This window comes from Phyllobacterium sp. 22229 (assembly GCF_052056495.1).
GTDB lineage: Bacteria > Pseudomonadota > Alphaproteobacteria > Rhizobiales > Rhizobiaceae > Phyllobacterium > Phyllobacterium myrsinacearum.
In genome coordinates this window covers 166,499-185,697 of sequence record NZ_JBQEPA010000009.1, presented here as the reverse complement: position 1 = coordinate 185,697, position 19,199 = coordinate 166,499, and the positions used below count along the sequence as shown (strand labels likewise).

General features: G+C 59.5%; 17 protein-coding genes. 9 read left to right on the top strand and 8 right to left on the bottom strand.

Annotation, left to right across the window (positions count from 1 at the left end; genetic code table 11):
- Positions 1–4: 4 nt before the first annotated feature.
- Positions 5–991, bottom strand: a complete 987-nt coding sequence (locus ACTJJ7_RS13275; protein ID WP_440967398.1) for a DUF1402 family protein — start codon at positions 989–991, stop codon at positions 5–7.
- 236 nt (positions 992–1,227) lie between these two features.
- Between ACTJJ7_RS13275 and ACTJJ7_RS13270 the strand changes: the two genes are divergently transcribed.
- Positions 1,228–1,896, top strand: coding sequence for a response regulator (locus ACTJJ7_RS13270; RefSeq protein ID WP_105733521.1), 669 nt, complete (start codon positions 1,228–1,230; stop codon positions 1,894–1,896).
- The gene (locus tag ACTJJ7_RS13265; RefSeq protein ID WP_440967396.1) at positions 1,886–3,328 is read left to right on the top strand and encodes a sensor histidine kinase; all 1,443 of its coding nucleotides are present in this window, start codon (positions 1,886–1,888) and stop codon (positions 3,326–3,328) included. Before ACTJJ7_RS13270 ends, ACTJJ7_RS13265 begins: the two co-directional genes overlap by 11 nt.
- 16 nt (positions 3,329–3,344) lie before the next feature.
- Here the strand turns inward: ACTJJ7_RS13265 and ACTJJ7_RS13260 are convergent, their stop codons facing one another.
- The 4 genes from ACTJJ7_RS13260 to ACTJJ7_RS13245 all read right to left on the bottom strand — a co-directional run bounded on the left by ACTJJ7_RS13260 (position 3,345) and on the right by ACTJJ7_RS13245 (position 8,431).
- On the bottom strand, positions 3,345–4,223 hold the full coding sequence (locus tag ACTJJ7_RS13260) for an ABC transporter permease (RefSeq protein WP_440967394.1): 879 nt from the start codon (positions 4,221–4,223) through the stop codon (positions 3,345–3,347).
- Between the two features lie 17 nt (positions 4,224–4,240).
- Positions 4,241–5,059 (bottom strand): ABC transporter ATP-binding protein, encoded by an 819-nt coding sequence (locus ACTJJ7_RS13255; RefSeq protein ID WP_105733518.1) that lies wholly within the window; start codon positions 5,057–5,059, stop codon positions 4,241–4,243.
- A gap of 103 nt (positions 5,060–5,162) precedes the next feature.
- A complete protein-coding gene (locus ACTJJ7_RS13250) occupies positions 5,163–6,179 on the bottom strand; it encodes an ABC transporter substrate-binding protein (protein ID WP_105733517.1) in 1,017 nt (338 codons plus the stop codon).
- A gap of 206 nt (positions 6,180–6,385) precedes the next feature.
- Positions 6,386–8,431, bottom strand: a complete 2,046-nt coding sequence (locus tag ACTJJ7_RS13245; protein WP_440967392.1) for a putative bifunctional diguanylate cyclase/phosphodiesterase — start codon at positions 8,429–8,431, stop codon at positions 6,386–6,388.
- A 273-nt stretch (positions 8,432–8,704) separates the two neighbouring features.
- On the opposite strand from ACTJJ7_RS13245, the gene ACTJJ7_RS13240 reads away from it, so the two are divergent.
- The 4 genes from ACTJJ7_RS13240 to ACTJJ7_RS13225 all read left to right on the top strand — a co-directional run bounded on the left by ACTJJ7_RS13240 (position 8,705) and on the right by ACTJJ7_RS13225 (position 12,185).
- Positions 8,705–9,463, top strand: a complete 759-nt coding sequence (locus ACTJJ7_RS13240; protein WP_440967390.1) for a transporter substrate-binding domain-containing protein — start codon at positions 8,705–8,707, stop codon at positions 9,461–9,463.
- A 46-nt stretch (positions 9,464–9,509) separates the two neighbouring features.
- Positions 9,510–10,835 (top strand): diguanylate cyclase, encoded by a 1,326-nt coding sequence (locus tag ACTJJ7_RS13235; protein WP_440967388.1) that lies wholly within the window; start codon positions 9,510–9,512, stop codon positions 10,833–10,835.
- A 331-nt stretch (positions 10,836–11,166) separates the two neighbouring features.
- Positions 11,167–11,823 carry a hypothetical protein gene (locus ACTJJ7_RS13230; protein WP_440967386.1) on the top strand — a complete coding sequence of 219 codons (657 nt, stop codon included), beginning with the start codon at positions 11,167–11,169 and terminating at the stop codon, positions 11,821–11,823.
- A 104-nt stretch (positions 11,824–11,927) separates the two neighbouring features.
- Entirely contained in the window at positions 11,928–12,185 is a 258-nt protein-coding gene (locus ACTJJ7_RS13225; protein ID WP_105733511.1) for a DUF982 domain-containing protein, read from the top strand.
- 112 nt (positions 12,186–12,297) lie between these two features.
- Here ACTJJ7_RS13225 and ACTJJ7_RS13220 read toward each other — a convergent pair whose 3' ends face one another.
- Positions 12,298–13,191: a LysR family transcriptional regulator gene (locus ACTJJ7_RS13220; RefSeq protein ID WP_440967384.1), complete on the bottom strand. Its 894-nt coding sequence runs from the start codon at positions 13,189–13,191 to the stop codon at positions 12,298–12,300.
- Positions 13,192–13,294: 103 nt separating this feature from the next.
- Between ACTJJ7_RS13220 and ACTJJ7_RS13215 the strand changes: the two genes are divergently transcribed.
- From ACTJJ7_RS13215 to ACTJJ7_RS13205, 3 genes are all read left to right on the top strand, one after another.
- On the top strand, positions 13,295–14,530 hold the full coding sequence (locus ACTJJ7_RS13215; RefSeq protein WP_440967382.1) for an MFS transporter: 1,236 nt from the start codon (positions 13,295–13,297) through the stop codon (positions 14,528–14,530).
- 116 nt (positions 14,531–14,646) lie between these two features.
- Positions 14,647–15,717, top strand: a complete 1,071-nt coding sequence (locus ACTJJ7_RS13210) for a DmpA family aminopeptidase (protein WP_440967380.1) — start codon at positions 14,647–14,649, stop codon at positions 15,715–15,717.
- Positions 15,718–15,757: 40 nt separating this feature from the next.
- Complete coding sequence (locus ACTJJ7_RS13205; RefSeq protein ID WP_440967379.1) at positions 15,758–16,627, top strand: D-amino-acid transaminase; 870 nt, start codon at positions 15,758–15,760, stop codon at positions 16,625–16,627.
- 51 nt (positions 16,628–16,678) lie between these two features.
- On the opposite strand, the gene ACTJJ7_RS13200 is transcribed toward ACTJJ7_RS13205, so the two are convergent.
- Positions 16,679–17,587, bottom strand: a complete 909-nt coding sequence (locus tag ACTJJ7_RS13200) for a LysR family transcriptional regulator (RefSeq protein WP_130271670.1) — start codon at positions 17,585–17,587, stop codon at positions 16,679–16,681.
- 92 nt (positions 17,588–17,679) lie between these two features.
- Complete coding sequence (locus ACTJJ7_RS13195) at positions 17,680–19,194, bottom strand: serine hydrolase domain-containing protein (RefSeq protein WP_440967377.1); 1,515 nt, start codon at positions 19,192–19,194, stop codon at positions 17,680–17,682.
- Positions 19,195–19,199 lie beyond the last annotated feature (5 nt).

Here is a 19,199-nt window from a genome sequence, read left to right as displayed (position 1 = left end):
CCGGTCATTGCCCGTTCGATTGAAGAATGCCTTCGAGGTCATCGAGCTTTTCATTGATCAGCCAGCCATAATAGTTTTCGACCGGATATTTGCGGTTGCTGCCGCTTGCGATTGCCTGCCGCAACTCGGCGGCCCGGCGCCGTGGCTGCCCGACATTGTACAGGGTCGCCGTGATGCCGGGATTCTTCGAAATGTCGAAACCCTGCGCCGCATAGGCGTCGATGGCATCGCGCACGATTGCCGCGATGTAGACGACGCTGCGGTCGGGATCCATGACATCGCGATAAACCGCCTGAGGCTGATCGGGGGAAAGCTTTGGAAGCTTGCTGACCTGCGAGACAAGGTCCGTCACCTCCAGGGCCGCCAGCGGGCTTATCTGGCCAAGGCCAAAGGTCTGACCGCCGTAGAACGGCTGGAAGAATGCCCGCTGAAGCGAAATGGGTTCATAGGCCACGTCATCGACAGTCTTGCCGCGAAACCGGTCGTCCCAGACCTGATCACGGCAATTCCACAGCTCGGCGCTTGCCGTCAGCGCGGCGCACGCGGCAAATTCGGGCCTTTTGACAAAAGCCTGGATCGTGACGCCCTTGTAGCGGAAGGAGAAGTCCGCATTGGCATAGGCCAGCGCCTTCACATAATAGGTCTGTACCTTGCCGACGGCACTCACATTGTAGGTATGCTCCCCAACCAGCGCGCCGACGATGTGAATGGGATCGATATGATAGGCGCGGGCTGCTTCCTTGATCTGGGCAACCAGCTTTGTCTCGCGCGTCAGCAGCGCAATGATCTGCTTGTATTTTTCGTCATAGGTTGTGTTGAACGCCTTCGCCCGGTCCGCCGATGTCTTGGGAATTGGCGGCTGCGTCCCGGAACGGTTGCCCGGCGGCACCAGCACCTCATTGGCAGCGTCGGCCGTTTGCCCGAGAAAACCACCGATGCCAATGCCAATGACCAGCATTGCGGCCAAGCGAGATACCGCGGGAAAGCTCATAAAGTACGTCTCCATTCTTGACCGAAAGCATAGGGGAAGCATGCGCTCGAATTGTACAGGCAGGAATGTCACGCAGGTATGATTGTGGTAAAGATTGGGTCTGTACCTGCGGCTCTTTTCCACACCTGGCGCTCTTATCATGAATCCCCGTGCTGGCGAGATACAGGAATCCTGTTCGCCCGCAAAAAATCCACGCGCATTGGTAAATTTCTGCGGCCGTAGTATATCCTACGCGCATGCGCATACTCCTCGTTGAAGACAATCGTGATTTGGCATCCTGGCTCGATAAAGCACTGCGGCAGGCCCATTATGCCGTCGATACGGTCTATAATGGCGAGGATGCCGACCATGCGCTCAGGGTTGCCGACTATGCCCTTGTCATTCTCGATCTGTCCCTGCCCAAAATGGACGGAATGACCGTGCTGCGGCGCCTGCGCAAGAGCGGCAGCACCGTTCCGGTCATCATACTGACCGCAAATGCAAGCCTTGGCGGGCGGGTTGCGGGGCTTGATGAAGGCGCCGACGACTATCTGGCCAAACCCTTCGAGATCGCCGAACTGGAAGCGCGTATCCGGGCCCAGCTCCGGCGCGGACACAACCGGGCCAATCCCGAGATCGAGCTGGGTGAATTGCTGTTCGACGGCAGGACGCGGCAGTTTTTTCTGTCCGGCAAGCTCATGTCGCTGACACCGCGCGAGCATGCGGTGCTGGAGCACCTGATCTTCAAGGCGGGGACAACGGTCAGCAAAACCGTTCTGTGCGAAAGTGTCTTCGGTTTCAACGATTTGGCCGATGCAAATGCCATAGAGATTTATGTTCACAGGGTACGCAAGAAGCTGGAAGGCAGTTCGGTGAAAATCGCAACATTGCGCGGCATGGGTTATCTTTTGCGCCATGGCGAATGACGGCAAGACCCGAGCCCAGCCGAAATCCCGCCGTTTGTGGAAACGGCTCAGCGAGAGCCTGCGGGTCCAGCTTCTGCTGTGGATCGTTCTTCCGCTGATCGGCGTGATCTGCGTCAATCTCGTCATCAGCTTTCAATCGGCCGAGGCCACGGCCGATCTGATCAGCGATCAGCTGCTGCTGGCGTCAGCCCGGGTGATCGCCGAAGCGGTGACGGTAGACGCCAACGGCACGGTTGCCGTGGATATTCCACCCGCTGCGCTGGAGATGTTCGATATCGGCCACGGTGACCAGGTTTTTTACCGGGTGCTGACGGCATGGGGAACCCTTGTCTCCGGCTTCGACAACCTGCCCGAACCCAAGAAGGAACAGGTGGGCGAGGATGCGGTGTTCAGAGGCGCTCCAGTGCGCGTGCTGACACTGAACCACCCGGTCATCGGCCTGGCGCGCGATGCAGAAGTGTCCGTGTCGGTCGCGGTGACGCTGAATGGCGAACGGGCAATGCGGCAAAGGCTCTGGCTGTCGGATTTCACCAAACAGGTGCTTCTGGTTCTCGTGGCCGGTTTTGTCGCCATTGTCGGGCTGCAGCGCGGGCTCACCCCGGTCTTGCGCCTGCGCGATGCGGTGCGCGAACAGGGACGGGAGCGGCTTGATCCGTTTTCGCCCGAAACCGTGCAGACCGAATTGCGTCCCCTGGTCCACGCCCTCAACGATTATATGGAGCGCGTACAAAGCCAGATGGCGGCACAGAGGCGGTTCGTCTCCAACGCGGCACACCAGTTGCGCACGCCCCTCACCCTGGTCGCAACCCAGGCAAGCTTCGCCGCGCGGGAGCAGGACAATGAGCGCCGCAACGAAGCCTTGCAGGCTCTCCGGTCGAGCACGAAACAGCTCGCACGCCTTGCCAGCCAGCTGCTGACATTGTCACGCGCCGAACCGGGCAGCCGCAGGCCGCGGCGCGACAGGGTTGATATGACCGCAGCAACACGGCAGGTCCTCGACACCTATGCCGAAACCGCCTTGCGCCGCCAGATCGATCTTGGCTTCGAGGCAAGCGAACCGGCTTTCGTCGAGGGCGATGGCCCGATGCTGTCCGAGATGATCGTCAATCTCATCGACAATGCCCTGCGCTACACGCCGGTCGGCGGCACCGTCACGGTTGCCGTTTCCAAGGGTGACGAATGGGTGCACCTTCGCGTCGAAGACAACGGGCCGGGTATACCTGATGATGAAAGAGCGAAGGTTTTCGAGCGGTTTTACCGCGTCATGGACGTGCAGCCCGAGGGCAGCGGGCTCGGCCTTGCCATTGTCAAGGAAGTCATCGACGGCGCCGATGGCACGGTGAATTTGGGCACATCCCCGAGCGGGGGATTGACCGTGGACATCAAGCTGCCAACAGTAAAACAGGACCGGAGCGAGCCGGTCCTGTCTTGATCCTTGGCATGCCGAATTACTGCATGTCGGTGTGCTGCTGCGGGCGCCACTTTGCCAGCCGGGTTTCGATCATGGTCATGATCATTTCCGCCAGCAGCGTGACAAGCATCACCAGAATGATGGCGGCGTACATGCCGGCTGCATCGAATGTGCCCTTGGCAATCGAGATCAACTGGCCGATGCCAAAGCGTGCACCGACAAATTCACCGACGATGGCACCAATGATGGCAAAACCGAAACTGACGTGAAGGCTGGCGAAAATCCAGCTCATCGCCGATGGCACGATCACCGTGCGCGTCACCTGCCAGTTGGATGCCCCGAGAATACGGGCATTGGCAATCATGTTGCGGTCGGCTTCGCGAACGCCCTGGAACGCGTTGGCAAACACCACGAAGAACACCATGATGAAGGCCAGCGCCACTTTGGATGCCAGTCCCAGCCCCATGATCATGATGAAGATGGGGGCAAGAACAACACGCGGGATCGAGTTGATCGCCTTGATATAAACCGAGAAAATGTCGGAGAGAAACTGGTTGCGGCCAAGACCGATGCCAACCAGAACGCCGGCGATGGAGCCCGCAAAAAAGCCGATCAGCGCTTCTTCCATGGTCACCCACAGATTGAACCAGAGCGACCCTTCAGCGGTGCCTTCCGTGATCCATTCATACAGGCGCATGACAATGCCGCTTGGGCTGGAATAGAAAAACGGATCGATCCAAAGCCTGTTGGCTGCAAGTTCCCAGGCGCCGAGAATACCGACCAGAATGACCAGCCGCCAGAACAAGACAGCGTGTTTGCGGCGTTGCATTGCCTTGAGAGCGGCAGCCTCTATTTCTGCGTCCGAGGTTCCGGCGCGGAAGATCGGAGCCATGTTTTCCAATGGGGTATCGGTCATGCTGATATTCCTCCGGTTCAGGCTGCCTGACTGGCGCGGCGATAGCTCATTTCCACTTCGTCGCGCAGATCTTCCCAGATCGTGCGGCAATATTCGATGAAACGGGGCTCGTAGCGAATGTCAGCAACCACGCGCGGACGCGGGAGATTGATGGGATAGACGGATTTCACCGTTGCAGGTCCGGCGGTCAGCACATAGACCTTGTCAGCAAGGGCGACAGCCTCTTCAAGGTCGTGCGTCACAAAGATGACCGATGCCTTGCGTTCCGCCCACAGGCGCAACAGTTCTTCATGCATCACGGTGCGGGTCTGCACGTCCAATGCCGAGAACGGCTCGTCCATCAACAGAATTTCGGGTTCATTGATGAAGGTCTGGGCCAGGGACACACGCTTGCGCATGCCGCCCGAAAGCTGGTGCGGATAATGCTGCTCGAAGCGGGACAACCCGACGCGGGCGAGCCAGTCCCTGGCGCTGCGGGTGGCTTCCGCATGGGATTTTCCCCGGAAGAGCGGACCAGCCATGACATTGTCGATGACATTGCGCCATGGGAACAGGGCGTCTGTCTGGAAGACGAAGCCGACCCTCGGATCGATACCATTGACCGGGCCGCCCATCAGGCGCACTTCGCCGGCGCTTGGCCGGGCAAGTCCGGTGACAAGATTGAGCGTTGTCGACTTGCCGCAGCCGGTCGGCCCGACAACGGCGACGAACTCGCCGGGTTCGACCACCATGTTGAAATCGCGCAAGGCGGTCAGCGACTTGCCGGTTGGTGAAACAAAGCGGCGGCTGACATTGATCAGTTCAATGGCAGGGGTCTGGGATGCATTCTCTTTCATGGCAAATACCTGGGGCGTGCTGAATAACGGGCGTGCACGCAATGCCCGATACCAAAGGATCGCTTCCAGCCGCTGGCGGCCGGAAGCGATAGGCTCGGAAAGGTTATTTGGCAGCTTTCACAAATTCAGACGTGAAGGTCTTGGAAAGATCGATCTGCTTGCCTTTGACGTTCTTGGAGAAACTCGACAGAACGTTGAGCACGGTTTGCGGGCCATCCGCAGGCATGATGCCATCGGCGGTAAACATGGCCTTGCCATCGGCAAGCGCCTTTACATAACCTTCCTTGTCGCCGACGTAGAAATCCTTCGGCATCTTGTCGGCAATGTCATCCGCACTGTGGGTGTTGATGTATTTCAAGGTCTTGACGAAAGCATTGGCAAGCTTCTGCGTCGTTTCCTTGTGTGCATCGACCCATGATGTTTCCATATAGAGCGACGCGGCAGGATAGGTTCCGCCGAGCGCGGCCCGCGTGCTTTCAACCGAGCGCATGTCGATCAGGACGCTTGCTTCCTTGGTCTTGAGCATGCGCGAGATTGTCGGCTCCGTTGTCATGCCTGCCTGGATCTTGTCCTGCTGCATGGCGGCGATGAAGGTTGCACCGGCACCGACAGGCACGGATGTAAATTCTCCGGGCTGCAAGCCGCTCTTGAACGCCAGATACTGCGTGAGGAAATTGGTGGAGGAACCAAGCCCGGTAACGCCGAGGCTCATGCCCTTGAAGTCAGCTGCCGACTTGATCTCGGGGTGTTTGGTCGAAACCAGTTCGACTTCGCCCGGCGCCTGACTGAACTGAACGATCGATTCGACGAGCTTGCCCTTGGCCTGCAGGTCGATGCAGTGATCATAGAAACCGACAACGCCCTGGACGGCGCCTGCCAGCAGCTGGTTTTCGGCATCGACACCGGCCGGTTCGTTGAGCAGTTCAACATCCAGGCCTTCGTCCTTGAAATAGCCGAGCGCTTCGGCAAGCTTTGCAGGCAAATAGATGTGCTTTTCATAGCCGCCCACCATGATGGTGATCTTGTCATCGGCATGAGCGGCGGATCCGGCACCCAATGTGCTGGCGGCCATCAGAACAGCAAAAGAAGCCGTGTGAAAAAAAGAGCGTGAAAGTGCCATTGTTCCGTCCTCGATTTGTTTCCCGCACCCTCAATTCTTGTCACACCGTGGGTGTGTTCTTATGGATGCAGGGGTACTATAGACGACGCAACCTTTCAGTTAGCTTTCAGCCGCGAAAAGCCGTTTTCTGTTCTGCGATGCTCCCCGGCATGGGGCGAAATTCCAGGCCGACAACGCAAGAATGGTGGCTGGTTGCGGCAGGGCATCTACGCTGCAATACCAGCTTCAATCCTGCTGATCTGGCCGCTGATCATGATCTGGTCCAGCGGAGCGGGCCTGCCCAGATAGAAGCCTTGCGCCGCATCGCATCCCTCCGCGTCCAGAAGCGACAGCTGGCTCTGCGTTTCAATGCCCTCGGCCAGAACGGGTATGCTGAGGCTTTTACCCAGCGCGAGAACCGCACGGATGATGGCTTTTGCCTGCGGGCTCGTCTCGACTTCGCTCATGAAGGAACGGTCCAGCTTGATCGTATCGAAGGGAAACGACCGCAGGGTTTCGAGCGACGAATATCCGGTTCCGAAATCATCGAGGGCGATGGTGACACCCAGTTGCTTGATCTGGCGCAGGATATGCAGGGTGCGGACCTTATCGGCGATGATGGTCGATTCCGTCAGTTCGAGCTCGAGGCGGCTGGCAGGCAGCTGGGTTTCCAGCAGAATTTCATGGATCAGTTTCGGCAGGTCCGCATGCGAAAGCTGAACGGGCGACAGATTCACCGCAATCTTGTAGGCGGGCGTCCAGGATGTGGCCGCGGCACAGGCCGTGCGCAGGACCCATTCGCCCAGTTGCAGGATCAGCCCGGTTTCCTCCGCGAGCGGGATGAATTCGGACGGCGGAATGAAGCCGTGCTTGGGATGCTTCCAGCGCAGCAGAACCTCGTAGCCGCGAACCTCGCCGGTCGAAACAGCGGTCTGCACCTGATAATGCAGGTCGAGCTCGTTGTTGTCGAGCGCCTCACGCAGCTCTCCGGCCAATGTCCGGCGGGCCCGGACCGTTTCATCCATTCCCTGTTCGTAGAAGCAGACAGCCTTGGTCCGGTCGGCCTTGGCGCGATACATGGCAAGGTCGGCATTGTTGATCAGCATTTCCTTGGTATCGGCATCATCGGGATAGAGCGCAACGCCGATGCTCGCGCCGGGCGTCACCTCAAAATCACCGATGCGGATGGGCTTGAACATCGCGGTTTCAATGCGTGCGAGAAACCCGTTCAGCGCTTCTGCGCTGTGTGCGTGATGAATGGCGGCAAATTCATCCCCGCCCAGCCGGGCGACAAATTCCCCGTCGCGCAAGAGATCGCTCATGCGCAACGCCAGCGTGCGCAGAACCTCATCGCCGGAACTATGCCCCCGCACATCATTGATTTCCTTGAAGCGGTCGAGGTCGATGCAGACCAGCGCAATCCGGTTTCCGGTATTGCCGGCGGCGCGGATTTCACGGTCGAGACGGTCATTGAAGCTGGCCCGGTTGGGAAGGCCCGTCAGGCTGTCGTTCATCGCCATCTGGCGCAGCCGCTGATACGAATCCGCCCGTGTGCGGTCATCGATGAGGTAGCTGACGAGCCCCGTACCCACGACGATCATGCCCACCAGCGCAATCGCCAGGGCCATCGCCTGCAGGGCCGCGTGATCGGTGAACGCACCCGCCGTCGACAGGGGGGTGATTTTGAACGCCGTCATGCCGGTAAAATGGAGGCTGACAATGGCAAGCGCCAGCACGCCGGACGCAGCGGCCAATCGCCTGTTGAATTTGCCGTTGACGGCAAGGTGCATTGAAACTGCTGAAAAGACGACCGAAAGAACGATTGAGGCCACCAGATAGGTCATGTCCCAGTCGACGATACCCTGGACACGATAGGCGAACATGCCGGTGTAATGCATGGCTGCGATGGACACGCCCAACAACGAACCGCCTGTAATGGGCGTCAACCGGCTCGATCCGCTCGTGGCCATGACGAAGCTTACCAGCGCCCCGCCGATTGCGACCAGGAGCGAAACAATGGTCAGGACAGCATCGAAGGCGACGGGCGCTCCCGGATCGTAGGCCAGCATGGCAATGAAGTGCGTACACCAGATTGCCGATCCTGCCGCTGTTGCCGTCAGGAAGTGCCATCCGATCTTTTCCGGACCCGTTGTATTCGCCGCCCGCTGGAACAGGCGAAAGATCGCCCAGGAACCCGACACGCAAACGAACGCCGCAAGGAGAACAAGCCAAATGTTGTGCTTTCCGCCGATACACGCCATCACCAACATCATGATTACGGTTCTCTCTGTCCCTGTTGCGTCCTCCCAGGGTCATCCACTACGGTCAAAGACTTGATGTTGAATTAACGGATCAGGTTATTATTGGGTTGATTTCCAGCTCTCGCAATTGGCGACCCGCAGCCCCCTCGCCCAGCCCGGTTTTCTAAATTTGAACTTGAGCCGTTCAATCAAAATAAATCATGTCGCGACATCGCGGGGCGCCGGTTACACTTTATTCATTTCGAGGCAACCAAATGGTTCAAAATGCTATTTGGGGCACAGAAGATGAAATCGGTATTGGCTCTTGCAATTGCAGCTTTGATTTCGCTCGGCGGCATGGCTTCGGCGGAAAAGCAGACACTGAGAATAGCGACCGAGGGCGCCTACCCTCCCTTCAATTTCATCGATGCCTCCGGCAAGCTGACCGGTTTCGATGTCGAAATCGCCCATGCCCTCTGCAAGGAGATGGACGCAGACTGTTCATTGGTCACGGTGCCGTGGGTGGAGATCATCACGCGGCTTGAACAGCACGAATACGATCTGGTGGTTGCCAGCATGTCGCTGACGGATGAACGCGCGAAGCGCATGGAATTTTCCACGCCCTATTACCGTTCCCATTCGGCCTTTGCCGGCGATCCGCAGAAATTTCACGACATTTCCCCCGCTGCCTTGAAGGGCATTAAAATCGGCGCGGGCAAGGATACGATGCAGGCTGAGTATCTCAAGAAAGTCTACCCCGAAAGCACGATCATTCTGGCTAAGGATCAGCCCTCCGCTCAGAAACTGCTGACTTCCGGCAATGTCGAGCTGATGCTGGCGGACTCGATAGAACTGCTTGCCTTTCTGCAGTCGCCCGAAAATTCCAGGTTCGACTATGTCGGCGATCCGCTCACCAGCGATCTCCTGCGCAGCACGTCACACGTGACGGCCTCGAAGGGCAATACAGAGCTCATCCGGCGGGTCAACGAGGCGTTGAGCCAGATCCGGCTCAACGGAACCTATGACCGGATCAACAACAACTACTTTCCCTTCAGCATCTATTAGGCCATTACCCGACATGCGTCATCCTTTTCAGGGAATGCAAATTTCGATGCGGGCAGCGGGTCAGCTCCTGATTGCGCTTGTCCTCGTCTATGCCGTGGCCGCGGCCGGCTATTCATTCTTCCTGCTGCAAAGGATCGAAAGCAACGCCGATTACGCGCAGGAAAACCAGCTGCCGCTCGTCCTGGCCCAGAACCGCAATGCCCTGAAGATCGAACGGCTGGCATCCCTTGTCCGGTCAGCCTATCTCGCCAGGGACCGCGAGCTTGAACGGCAGGTGCAACTGCAGACCCATGTCCTCGCCAGAAGCTTCACCCTGGATAACAATGCGCAACTGGCCGACAAGGTGCTGGAGGTGGCCGAACAGGTAAAGCGCATCATAGCCAAGCGGGAACAGATCCGGCGAAGCGAGACATTGGCCCAAACGAAGACAGAAGGGATTTCCGCCGCACAGCTGGATAAGCAGGCGCTCGAGGCCTATCAGTCGGCCATGCATCTGACCGACAGCCTGACGCAGGACCTGACGACCGACGCCGCGGCGCTCGCCTATGCGATGTCGGGCGATATTCAGAAAACCGCCAGAATGATCCAGCTGGCGTGGATCGTCATCCTGATACTCCCCGTGGCAATTGCCATCGGCGCGCTGTTCGTTGTGGCCCGCCACATCATTGCCCCCATTCATACCGCCATCAACTATCTTGGTTCCATTGACCGGCAGGAAGCGGGCGACGTCAAATTCCGCCATCCCCTGTTCCGGGAGCTTTCGACCATTTTCGATGCCATCCAGGCCTATGGCCGGGTGTCGCGCGATCTGTTGAAAACCAACACCATTCTGCACACGCTGTCCGAAGAGGATGGCCTGACCCGGCTCGCCAACCGGCGCAGTTTTGAGCGCAAGCTGGCGGAGGCGTTCAATACATCCGTCGAGCGGGGGGACGATCTGGCCATCGTCATGGTCGACCTCGATCACTTCAAGTCCATCAACGACCGTTACGGCCATCAGGCGGGCGATGCGTGCCTCAAAGCCGCCGCTGGCGTCCTCAGCAGCGTCTGTTCGGACCGGACATGTCATATCGCGCGGTATGGCGGAGAAGAATTTGCCCTTGTTCTGCCCGCCTGCAGCCTGGAGGAAGCGTTCTTCGTGGCAGAAGCCATCCGGACGTCGATCAGCGGCCTGCGCATCGATGCCCCGCAGAATGAGATCATAAGAATGACCGCCAGCCTTGGCGTCGCGTCGATGCGGAGCGGTGTTTTCAACAGTTCGGACCAGATTCTGGAAAATGCCGACAAGGCGCTGTACCGGGCAAAACACAGCGGCCGAAACAATGTCAAGGCAACTGCCGGACATGACATTGCCGTGCCCATCGTCGCTTGAGCGGGTAACCGGACGGCCAGCGAGCACTGTTCTGGCGATTTATGGACCAATCGGGCAGAATCCGGACAAATTGCGTCACTAGAAAGACGGCGCGGAAACGTATAGGTTGTCACTGCAACTTAAGGTTTTATTCATCGGAGAACAATGCGATGAGTCGGCCGTCAAAGTGATAAAGTCCAGCACCACTTGCCTGGCGAATACCGTCCTATCACCCGAGCAGCTGACTGCTGTCGGCCTCGGTTCCCCCTATCCGACTGCATCGAATGATACTGATATAGGCAAGGCGCTTGATCGCCCGATCGAATTCTCTGTTACATAGGAGAGAACGGCAATGACCTATCTGATTTCGACGTACTGGCCCTGGATGCTGATTGCGCTTGTTCTGGGCGTTGCGGTCGGCTTCATGACCTTCCGGCGCTCGGCTTCCTGGCCAGGCTGGTTGAAGCTGCTTTGTCTGCTCTTCATCATTGGCCTCGTGGTCGCGGTGCTGAAATGGCTGCCGGGCCTTGCCGGGCAGTATCTGGAAGCGGCTCTGCTGCTTGCCGGCAGTTACATCGTCGGTTATTTCGCCGGCAGCTGGCTGGCAAGCCTGCGCGCCGCCGAACCGGCCATCCAACAGCAGCAAGCCGTTGTTGCCCCGGCGGTTGCACCAACCGCCGCCGTTCCCGCCGCAACAATTGTCGCCAGCGATGGTCATCCCGGACAGCGCCCGCCGTCAATCGACAGGGTTGCAACCCCCGACAATCTGAAACGGATAGCGGGCGTCGGCCACACCAACGAGATCAAACTCAACGAGCTCGGCATCTGGACATTCAGTCAGATCGCGGCGTGGACCCATCAGAATGCGGAGTGGGTCGGCAGCTATCTCGCCTTTCCCGGACGCATCGAACGGGAAGACTGGATCGGTCAGGCGGCACGGCTTGCCCAGGGCCTGGAGACGGAATTTTCGCGCCGCGTGGATCACGGCGATGTCCCCACATCGCTCTGACACACGCGTGGCGTAAAGCCGGTTGTGGCGGCCATGACTCATTGCTGCCCCAAAATCCTGAGATCATTGATGCGTTGGAATCATGCGATGGAAAAGAGGAAAAGATGAGTGAAAAACGTTTTTCTGTCCCCGTTGCAGTACGATTGGGAATTGCGGGACAGAGGATGATCTACAGCACATGGGAGGCCGTAGAATGTCTCAAAATCCACTGGCCGCGCAATCACGGCCCCAAATACCGGAAGGCACTCCAATCCTGTATGGACGCCCTTGACGGGTGGAAACCCGCCCACAAGGCCCGGCGTGCCTTTGTTGATGCCGCACGCGAGGCCGGCATTTTCCTCGAGGTCAAACCTCAGCATTAAACCGTCTCACCCCGGCCTGTATGCCCGTGAGCTACCCACGCGGCGGTGACAGAGATTGAGTGAGGTATCAGCTGCAAGTTATTCTTGCAGCTGCATATTTTCCTTCGAACCGCTAAACTGGATTAAGTGCTTCAGACAGTGCTTGACCAAATCGTGCGATCGGGTCCGCCAGCCGTCCAGCGGGCGGGCGATGCAGCAGCCAGACTTCCACCTTGGGGTGGAAGTCGACGGTCTCGACGACCGCAACGGCATCGCGCCACTGGCTTTCAATCAGCGCCGACGGCGTGATGATGCCAATGCCCATTCCGCGTGCCACCAGTGACAGGCGCAAATCGGAACTAATGGTTTCCACCGCTATATCGAATGGCAGGCGGGCAGCATCAAAAGTTTCCCGCATGAAGGTGCGATAACCGCAGCCGCTTTCATTCATGACCCAGGGATGGCGGGACAGATCGAGCAATGTCGCCGGAGACCGGATACCCAGGCTGGGTGCCGCCACGAGAAGCACATTCTGCAAACCGAAACTCTGGCTGACAAGATCGTCCGGCGGCTTGATGCCTTCAGCCAGACAGATGGCGGCAGCGTCGATCTCATTGCGCTGCACCTGTTCGATCAGACGCGGCGACCAGCCCGAACCGACCTTCAGTGACAGCCGCGGAAACTCCGCGCGAAGCCGGTCAATCGGCAGGCTGAGCGCCGCATTGGACAGATAGGGCATGACGCCAAGGCGAAACTCCCCCGACAACTCGCCTTCTGGTGAAACCTCGGCTTTCATGTTCTCGATGGAATGCAGGACCCGCCGGCCGTGTTCATAGGCGGATCGCCCGGCCGTTGTGGGCTTAAGCGGCTTGGAGTGCCGGTCAAGCAGTGTCTTGCCGACGGCACTTTCCAGGTTCTGCACCCGCCGTGTGACGGCAGGCTGCGTCAGGTTCAGCCGTGTCGAGGCGGCAACGATGGAGCCCGTTTCAACCACCGCAACAAAGGCCTGAATATCTGGGATGTTCATACGAATCTCGCATAATCATTATACTTTGTATTCAATTGTATCATAACGGGAACGGTCCATAAAGTCTGGTCGAACACCATCGACACCCATTCATGGAGCTGGAATGTCCCACCCGATCCAAGCTGCGCACTGCGCGCCAGACAGCGCAGAATCGTCCCTGCCTGCCTCCCTCACCATCCTCTTCGGCTCCGCGGTCGGTGTCATCGTCACCAACCTGTTTGCGTCGCAAACACTGGTCGGCATCATCGGGTCCGAATTGCATTTGACGCCGTCGATGAATGGTTTCATTTCAACGGCAACGCTCATCGGCTATTCAGCCGGGCTCTTCCTGCTCGTCCCCCTCGCCGACATGCTGGAAAATCGCCGGCTGGTTCTGCGGATGCTCGCCATCGCCGTTGCGGCCGCCGTCTGCACTGCGCTTGCGCCCGGCGCGGTTTCCCTGATTATCGCGCTGCTTGTGCTCGGCGCGGCCTGTTCGGCGATCCAGATACTGGTTCCGGTGGCCGCAGCCATGGTATCGCCGGACCACAGGGGGAAGGCGATCGGCGACGTCATGAGCGGGTTGATGATCGGCATCCTGCTATCGAGACCGATAGCGAGCGCCCTCGCCGATGTGCTTGGCTGGCGTACCTTCTACTGGTCGAGCGCCTTGGCCATGTTCATCCTGGGGAGCGTGCTCGCCTATCGCCTTCCCACGCGCAAACCGCAATCGCAACAGACCTATCCGCAATTGATCGGATCGCTCTGGAGCCTCTTGCGCGAGGAGCCCGTCTTGCGCCGCCGCGCACTGTCCGCCAGTCTTGCCATGGCGGTATTCAGCCTGTTCTGGACGGCAATTGCGCTGCGGCTGGCATTGCCTCCCTTTGCTCTTGGGCAAGCCGGCATTGCACTCTTTGCTCTCGCCGGTGCCGGAGGTGCCGTGGTGACCCCGATCTTTGGCCGGATGGGCGACCGCGGCTGGACGGTGATGGCGACGCTCGCCTGCCACATCCTCATCGTTCTGGCATTCGGCCTGGCTGCCATAGCTGGCTGTTCCGATATGGCGTCACCCCTCACCTTGCTCACGCTGCTCGGCCTCAGCGCCGTCCTATTGGATGTGGGGGTGACCGGCGACCAGACGCTTGGGCGGCGGGAAATCAACCTGCTGCGGCCCGAGGCAGGCAGCCGGTTGAACGGTCTTTTCGTCGGCCAGTTCTTCATCGGCGGCGCGATGGGATCGGCACTTGCCGGCATCGCGTGGATTTCGGGCGGCTGGGGTCTCATCTGCGCGATCGGTGCTGTCCTCGGCATCTGCGCCTTGATCCTGGACATCAGCCACGTCCGAACCGGAAGACCATAGGCCAAAATACCGGCCCGTACCGTGCCTATTGCGCATTCGACATAGAACTATTCCACATTTGCGATGCCATCCCATGCGGAAGAACGCTATGAAAACTGCACAAGGGAGCGCATGGCATGACACAGGCCAACGGCAATACACAACGAGCGAGAGCGCGCGATATCGGCATCGCCCCCGGCCACTATCCGCCCGGTCCGCTCAATGCAATCACCGACGTGGCTGGCGTGCGTGTGGGGCATGCAACGATTGTCGAAGGCGCAACCATCCGCACCGGTGCCACCGCGGTCCTGCCGCATGGCGGCAACCTGTTTCAGGACAAGGTACCGGCGGCGATAGCCGTGCTCAACGGGTACGGAAAATTTGCCGGTTCGACCCAGATCGAAGAACTGGGCGAGATGGAAACACCGGTTCTTCTGACAAACACATTGGCAACCGGCAGGGCCATCGAAGCCATCAACCGCTGGACCCTGTCGCAGCCGGACAATGGCCAGCTGGTCTCCATCAACGCCGTGGTCGGCGAAACCAATGATTCCCGTCTCAATGACATCCGCAGCGCGCGCCCCAGCATCGAAGAGATGGGCGAGGCACTTGCAGCGGCGACCGGCGGCCCCGTGGCGGAAGGCAGCGTCGGCGCGGGCACGGGAACGGTGGCTTTCGGCCTGAAGGGCGGCATCGGCACAAGTTCCAGATGCGTCAGGACAGGCGGCAAGGACTATACCGTCGGCGTTCTCGTCCAGTCCAATTACGGCGGACATCTGCGCATTGACGGCACGCCCTATGCCAGCTCCGCAAGTGAAGACCGGGACGGCTCCATCGTCATTGTCGTTGCTACCGACGCGCCTCTGTCGGACCGCAATCTGAAGCGTCTGGCCACGCGTGCTTTTGGCGGCCTCGCCCGAACCGGTGCAGCGCTGAGCAATGGTTCCGGCGACTATGCCCTGGCCTTTTCCACCGCGGCGGAGGTTCGCCGCACGAAAAACCAGCGCAAGAAGGTCACGGCAATACCGGATCTGCCAAATGAACTTGTGTCGCCGCTGTTCGAGGCAGCCATCGAAGCAACGGAAGAAAGCATCCTCAATTCGCTGTGCGTGGCGCAAACCACTGAAGGTTTCAACGCCGGCACATCAAGCCCCAACCGGGTCGAAGCCGTCTCGCTCGAAACACTGAAACGCCTCGCCCGGCGGTGAATTCTCCGGCCCATCCCCCTTTTCACACCAAGGAGTTCCCATGAAACACTCGGCCGACAGCCGCATCGCTTACGTCAACGGCGCGTTCGTTCCCGTTGCGGAAGCACGCATTTCCATTTTCGACCGCGGCTTTCTTTTCGGCGATGGGATCTATGAAGTCACCGCCGTTCTTGACGGCAAGCTGGTCGATAGCAGGCCCCACACCACGCGGCTGCAACGGTCGACGAACGAAATCGGCATCCGGATGCCGGTCACGCCCGATGAGATCGAGCAGATACAGAAAACGCTGATCGAGCGGAATGCGCTGGTTGAGGGATTGATCTATCTGCAGATGACGCGCGGCGCCGAGGAACGCGACTTCCTGTTTTCCGATGATCTCGAACCGACCCTCATCATGTTCACCCAGGTCAAGAAGCTGATCGATTTGCCGGCGGTGAACACGGGGCTCGCCATCAAATCCGTCGACGACATGCGCTGGGCGCGCCGGGATATCAAGAGCACCTGCCTGTTGCCGCAAGTCCTGGCCAAGCGCATTGCCAAGGAAGCGGGCTGCCAGGAAGCCTGGATGATCGAAGACGGACTGGTCACCGAAGGAGCATCCTCGACGGCCTATATCGTGACACCGGAAGGCTCGATCGTCACCCGCGGCAACAGCAGCAAGACGCTGCCCGGATGCACCCGCCTCGCTCTCCTGCAACTGGCGCAGGAGACCGGCATGCGTATCGACGAGCGGCCATTCAGTCTCGCCGAGGCGCTCAGCGCCACGGAAGCCGGCATGAGCAGCGCATCCAATTTCGCGCTGGCGGTCACGACGATCGACGGCCAGCCCGTCGGCAATGGCACGCCCGGCCCCGTCATGCAGCGCCTGCGCGAACTCTATATCGAGCACGCGCGCAAGACCGCAGTCTGACCATCGCCGCGGGTCTGCCTATCCTGACAGGATGCGGCAGACCCGACCGCCTCAATGCGGCGAAGTCATTTCAGCAATGGCTTGCCACACGCGGCGCACCACGGGCCGCCGGTTTTGCCGGGAACGGTAAAGCCGGATATCAACGTTGATATCCCAGCTTGGATCGGCTGCACGGACCAGTGCGCCCTGCGCGAGATCGGCACGCGTCAGGCTCTCCGGTGCCCAGGCGACACCCCAGCCGGCAAGCGCCATGCCCGTCAGTCCGACGGCCATGCTGCCCTCATGCACGAGCGTGTAGTCCGGCTGCCGTCTGGCAAAGAGGTCGGCCATCAGCTGGCCGAAGAACGACGCCTTTTCATAGCTGATATAGGCGACCGGTTTCCCCTCGCCGCCCAGCGCATGCAACGGTTCTCCATCGGCACCAGGCACCGACACCGGAATGATATTTTCCGAACCGAGCAGCTGATACTCGAACTCCAGGGGATCGAGCAGCAACGGCACCGACGCGTGGGCATAGGTCAACAGAAAATCGCATTCACCGTCCACCAGGGAATTGGCGTTCTGCTCCATGATGCCGGAGTCCGGGCGCAGCCGGGAAAACACCGGTCCCGTCTTGGTGTTCAGCGCCTTCAGCCATTCCGGGAAAAGGGTGAATGACAGGGTGTGCAGCGCCGTGAAGGTGATCGTGTGCGCATCGATGCCCTCATCCACCTTGAACTTGCGCCGGGCCTGATGAAGCGTCTTCAACGCCTCCTGCGCGACGGGCACAAACTTGTCTCCCGCGTCGGTCAGGCGGGACGGATAGGTCGCCCGGTCAATGAGGGTCGTTCCGAGCCAGGCTTCCAACTGCTTGATGCGCCGGCTGAAAGCGGACTGCGTGACATGTCTCTCATCGGCAGCTTTCGAAAAATTCAGCGTATTCGCCAGCGCGAGAAAGTCTTCGAGCCACTTGATTTCCAATGGGACGGTTCCTGCTTAAAAAACAAAAAGGCACCCGCGGTTGGCGGGCGCCTTCCCGTATTACGGAAAGCGGTGCGGATTTCAAATCAAAATCAGCGGGCCAGCGCATATTCCATCATGCGGCTGCGGCTGAGGACCAGTTCGACTTTTCCGCCGGTAAGATCATGCAGGCAGATGCGCTTGCGCCAGGGCCCATCGGTAAGGGTGAAGAGGAAACGGCCATTGCCAAGGGGAACCAAAGGCATGGCATGGCGCGTCGGGCCGATCCCCATGCTCACCATGCCATCGGATATATCGAACCGCGCCCCATACTGAGCGGCGACCCAATGGCCGTTGAGATCTGCGGATGCCTGCTCCGGCTTTACCGGCAAAAACCGCCGCTCGACATAACCCGCCTCGCCTTCCAGAGCGCTGCCCGTCCAGCGCAGCCGCATCGGCGAGGAAGCGGATCGCGATGAGAACCAGCCATCGCCTTCATCGTAGAGCGTGTCCTCGGCGTCGAGATAAGTGGCAATGCCGCCGGCCATTTCAATCCAGTACGGGCCGGTTTCCGTGACGTAGAGACCATCGGGGATGGTGCAGTTCGTCTGCGGCAGCGGCAGTCCCGTGAGGGCGCCCATCGCGGTGAGGGCAATCTTGTAGCCATTGGTATCGTCGCGATTGGAAACGACGACAAACCCGGTTCCCGCTTCCGCATCGAGAAGAAAATAGGATTTGTAACCGGGGTGCGATCCGCCATGGCCGACGAAACGGCGCCCTGCCAGTTCCGACCAGCGCAGTCCAAGCCCGTAATCGGATGGGCGGCCATCGGCCATGCAGCGGGTGGCGGCGAGTGCCGCGAGCAGACCCGCATGGCGATCGCCGCCCGCAAGCAAATGCTGCAGCCACACGGCAAGGCTGTTGCCGCTCCCCGTCAGGCTGCCGGAAGCGGAGATATGCAGTCCCGCAGCGCTGAGCTGCCACATTTCACCGTCCTTGAAGTAGCCCGGCACCAGACCGGAAACCGGATCGTTCCATACCTCCGGTGCCTTGAGGAAGATACCGAGCGGACCGGCAATCTCATTCTGGACAAAAGCGTCGAAGGTCTTTCCCTTGCGTTCAAGAGCCGCCTCGACCAGACGATAGCCGCTATTGGAGTACGAAACGTCCGTGCCGGCATCGAAGTTCAGCCGCGTCAATGAGCTGAGAAAATCCAGGAGCGGCTGTTTCTGCGTTTCCGTATAAACGGACAGTCCGAGAAGCGTCAGGCATTCGCGCACGTCCGGCAGTCCGCCGCTCATGTCGAGAGCACGGCCGACAGTCACATCGGCAAGCGGCGGCTGCAGCTCCGGAAGGTGATCACCGAGACGATCATCCAGCCCGACAAGATCAGCGTTTTGCAGCACCATGGCCGAAAACACATGCTTGGTCACCGAGGCGTAGCGCACCACGCTGTCCGGTGAAAACGCCATGCCTGTCGCGAGGCTTTCCAATCCTCCGGCATAGGCGAAGCGGATGCCTTGCCTATCGAAACCGATGATGGCACCGCCCGGCTCGCTGGCAGGCCATTGACCGGCACAGGTTTCGGCATAGGCCGCAGCGGCCACCCAATTCAAACTGACAGACATCCGGT

Coding starts and splice junctions, on each gene's coding strand:
- ACTJJ7_RS13275 (WP_440967398.1), bottom strand. CDS start 991: ATGAGCTTTCCCGCGGTATCTCGCTTGGCCGCAATGCTGGTCATTGGC.
- ACTJJ7_RS13270 (WP_105733521.1), top strand. CDS start 1,228: ATGCGCATACTCCTCGTTGAAGACAATCGTGATTTGGCATCCTGGCTC.
- ACTJJ7_RS13265 (WP_440967396.1), top strand. CDS start 1,886: ATGGCGAATGACGGCAAGACCCGAGCCCAGCCGAAATCCCGCCGTTTG.
- ACTJJ7_RS13260 (WP_440967394.1), bottom strand. CDS start 4,223: ATGACCGATACCCCATTGGAAAACATGGCTCCGATCTTCCGCGCCGGA.
- ACTJJ7_RS13255 (WP_105733518.1), bottom strand. CDS start 5,059: ATGAAAGAGAATGCATCCCAGACCCCTGCCATTGAACTGATCAATGTC.
- ACTJJ7_RS13250 (WP_105733517.1), bottom strand. CDS start 6,179: ATGGCACTTTCACGCTCTTTTTTTCACACGGCTTCTTTTGCTGTTCTG.
- ACTJJ7_RS13245 (WP_440967392.1), bottom strand. CDS start 8,431: ATGATGTTGGTGATGGCGTGTATCGGCGGAAAGCACAACATTTGGCTT.
- ACTJJ7_RS13240 (WP_440967390.1), top strand. CDS start 8,705: ATGAAATCGGTATTGGCTCTTGCAATTGCAGCTTTGATTTCGCTCGGC.
- ACTJJ7_RS13235 (WP_440967388.1), top strand. CDS start 9,510: ATGCGGGCAGCGGGTCAGCTCCTGATTGCGCTTGTCCTCGTCTATGCC.
- ACTJJ7_RS13230 (WP_440967386.1), top strand. CDS start 11,167: ATGACCTATCTGATTTCGACGTACTGGCCCTGGATGCTGATTGCGCTT.
- ACTJJ7_RS13225 (WP_105733511.1), top strand. CDS start 11,928: ATGAGTGAAAAACGTTTTTCTGTCCCCGTTGCAGTACGATTGGGAATT.
- ACTJJ7_RS13220 (WP_440967384.1), bottom strand. CDS start 13,191: ATGAACATCCCAGATATTCAGGCCTTTGTTGCGGTGGTTGAAACGGGC.
- ACTJJ7_RS13215 (WP_440967382.1), top strand. CDS start 13,295: ATGTCCCACCCGATCCAAGCTGCGCACTGCGCGCCAGACAGCGCAGAA.
- ACTJJ7_RS13210 (WP_440967380.1), top strand. CDS start 14,647: ATGACACAGGCCAACGGCAATACACAACGAGCGAGAGCGCGCGATATC.
- ACTJJ7_RS13205 (WP_440967379.1), top strand. CDS start 15,758: ATGAAACACTCGGCCGACAGCCGCATCGCTTACGTCAACGGCGCGTTC.
- ACTJJ7_RS13195 (WP_440967377.1), bottom strand. CDS start 19,194: ATGTCTGTCAGTTTGAATTGGGTGGCCGCTGCGGCCTATGCCGAAACC.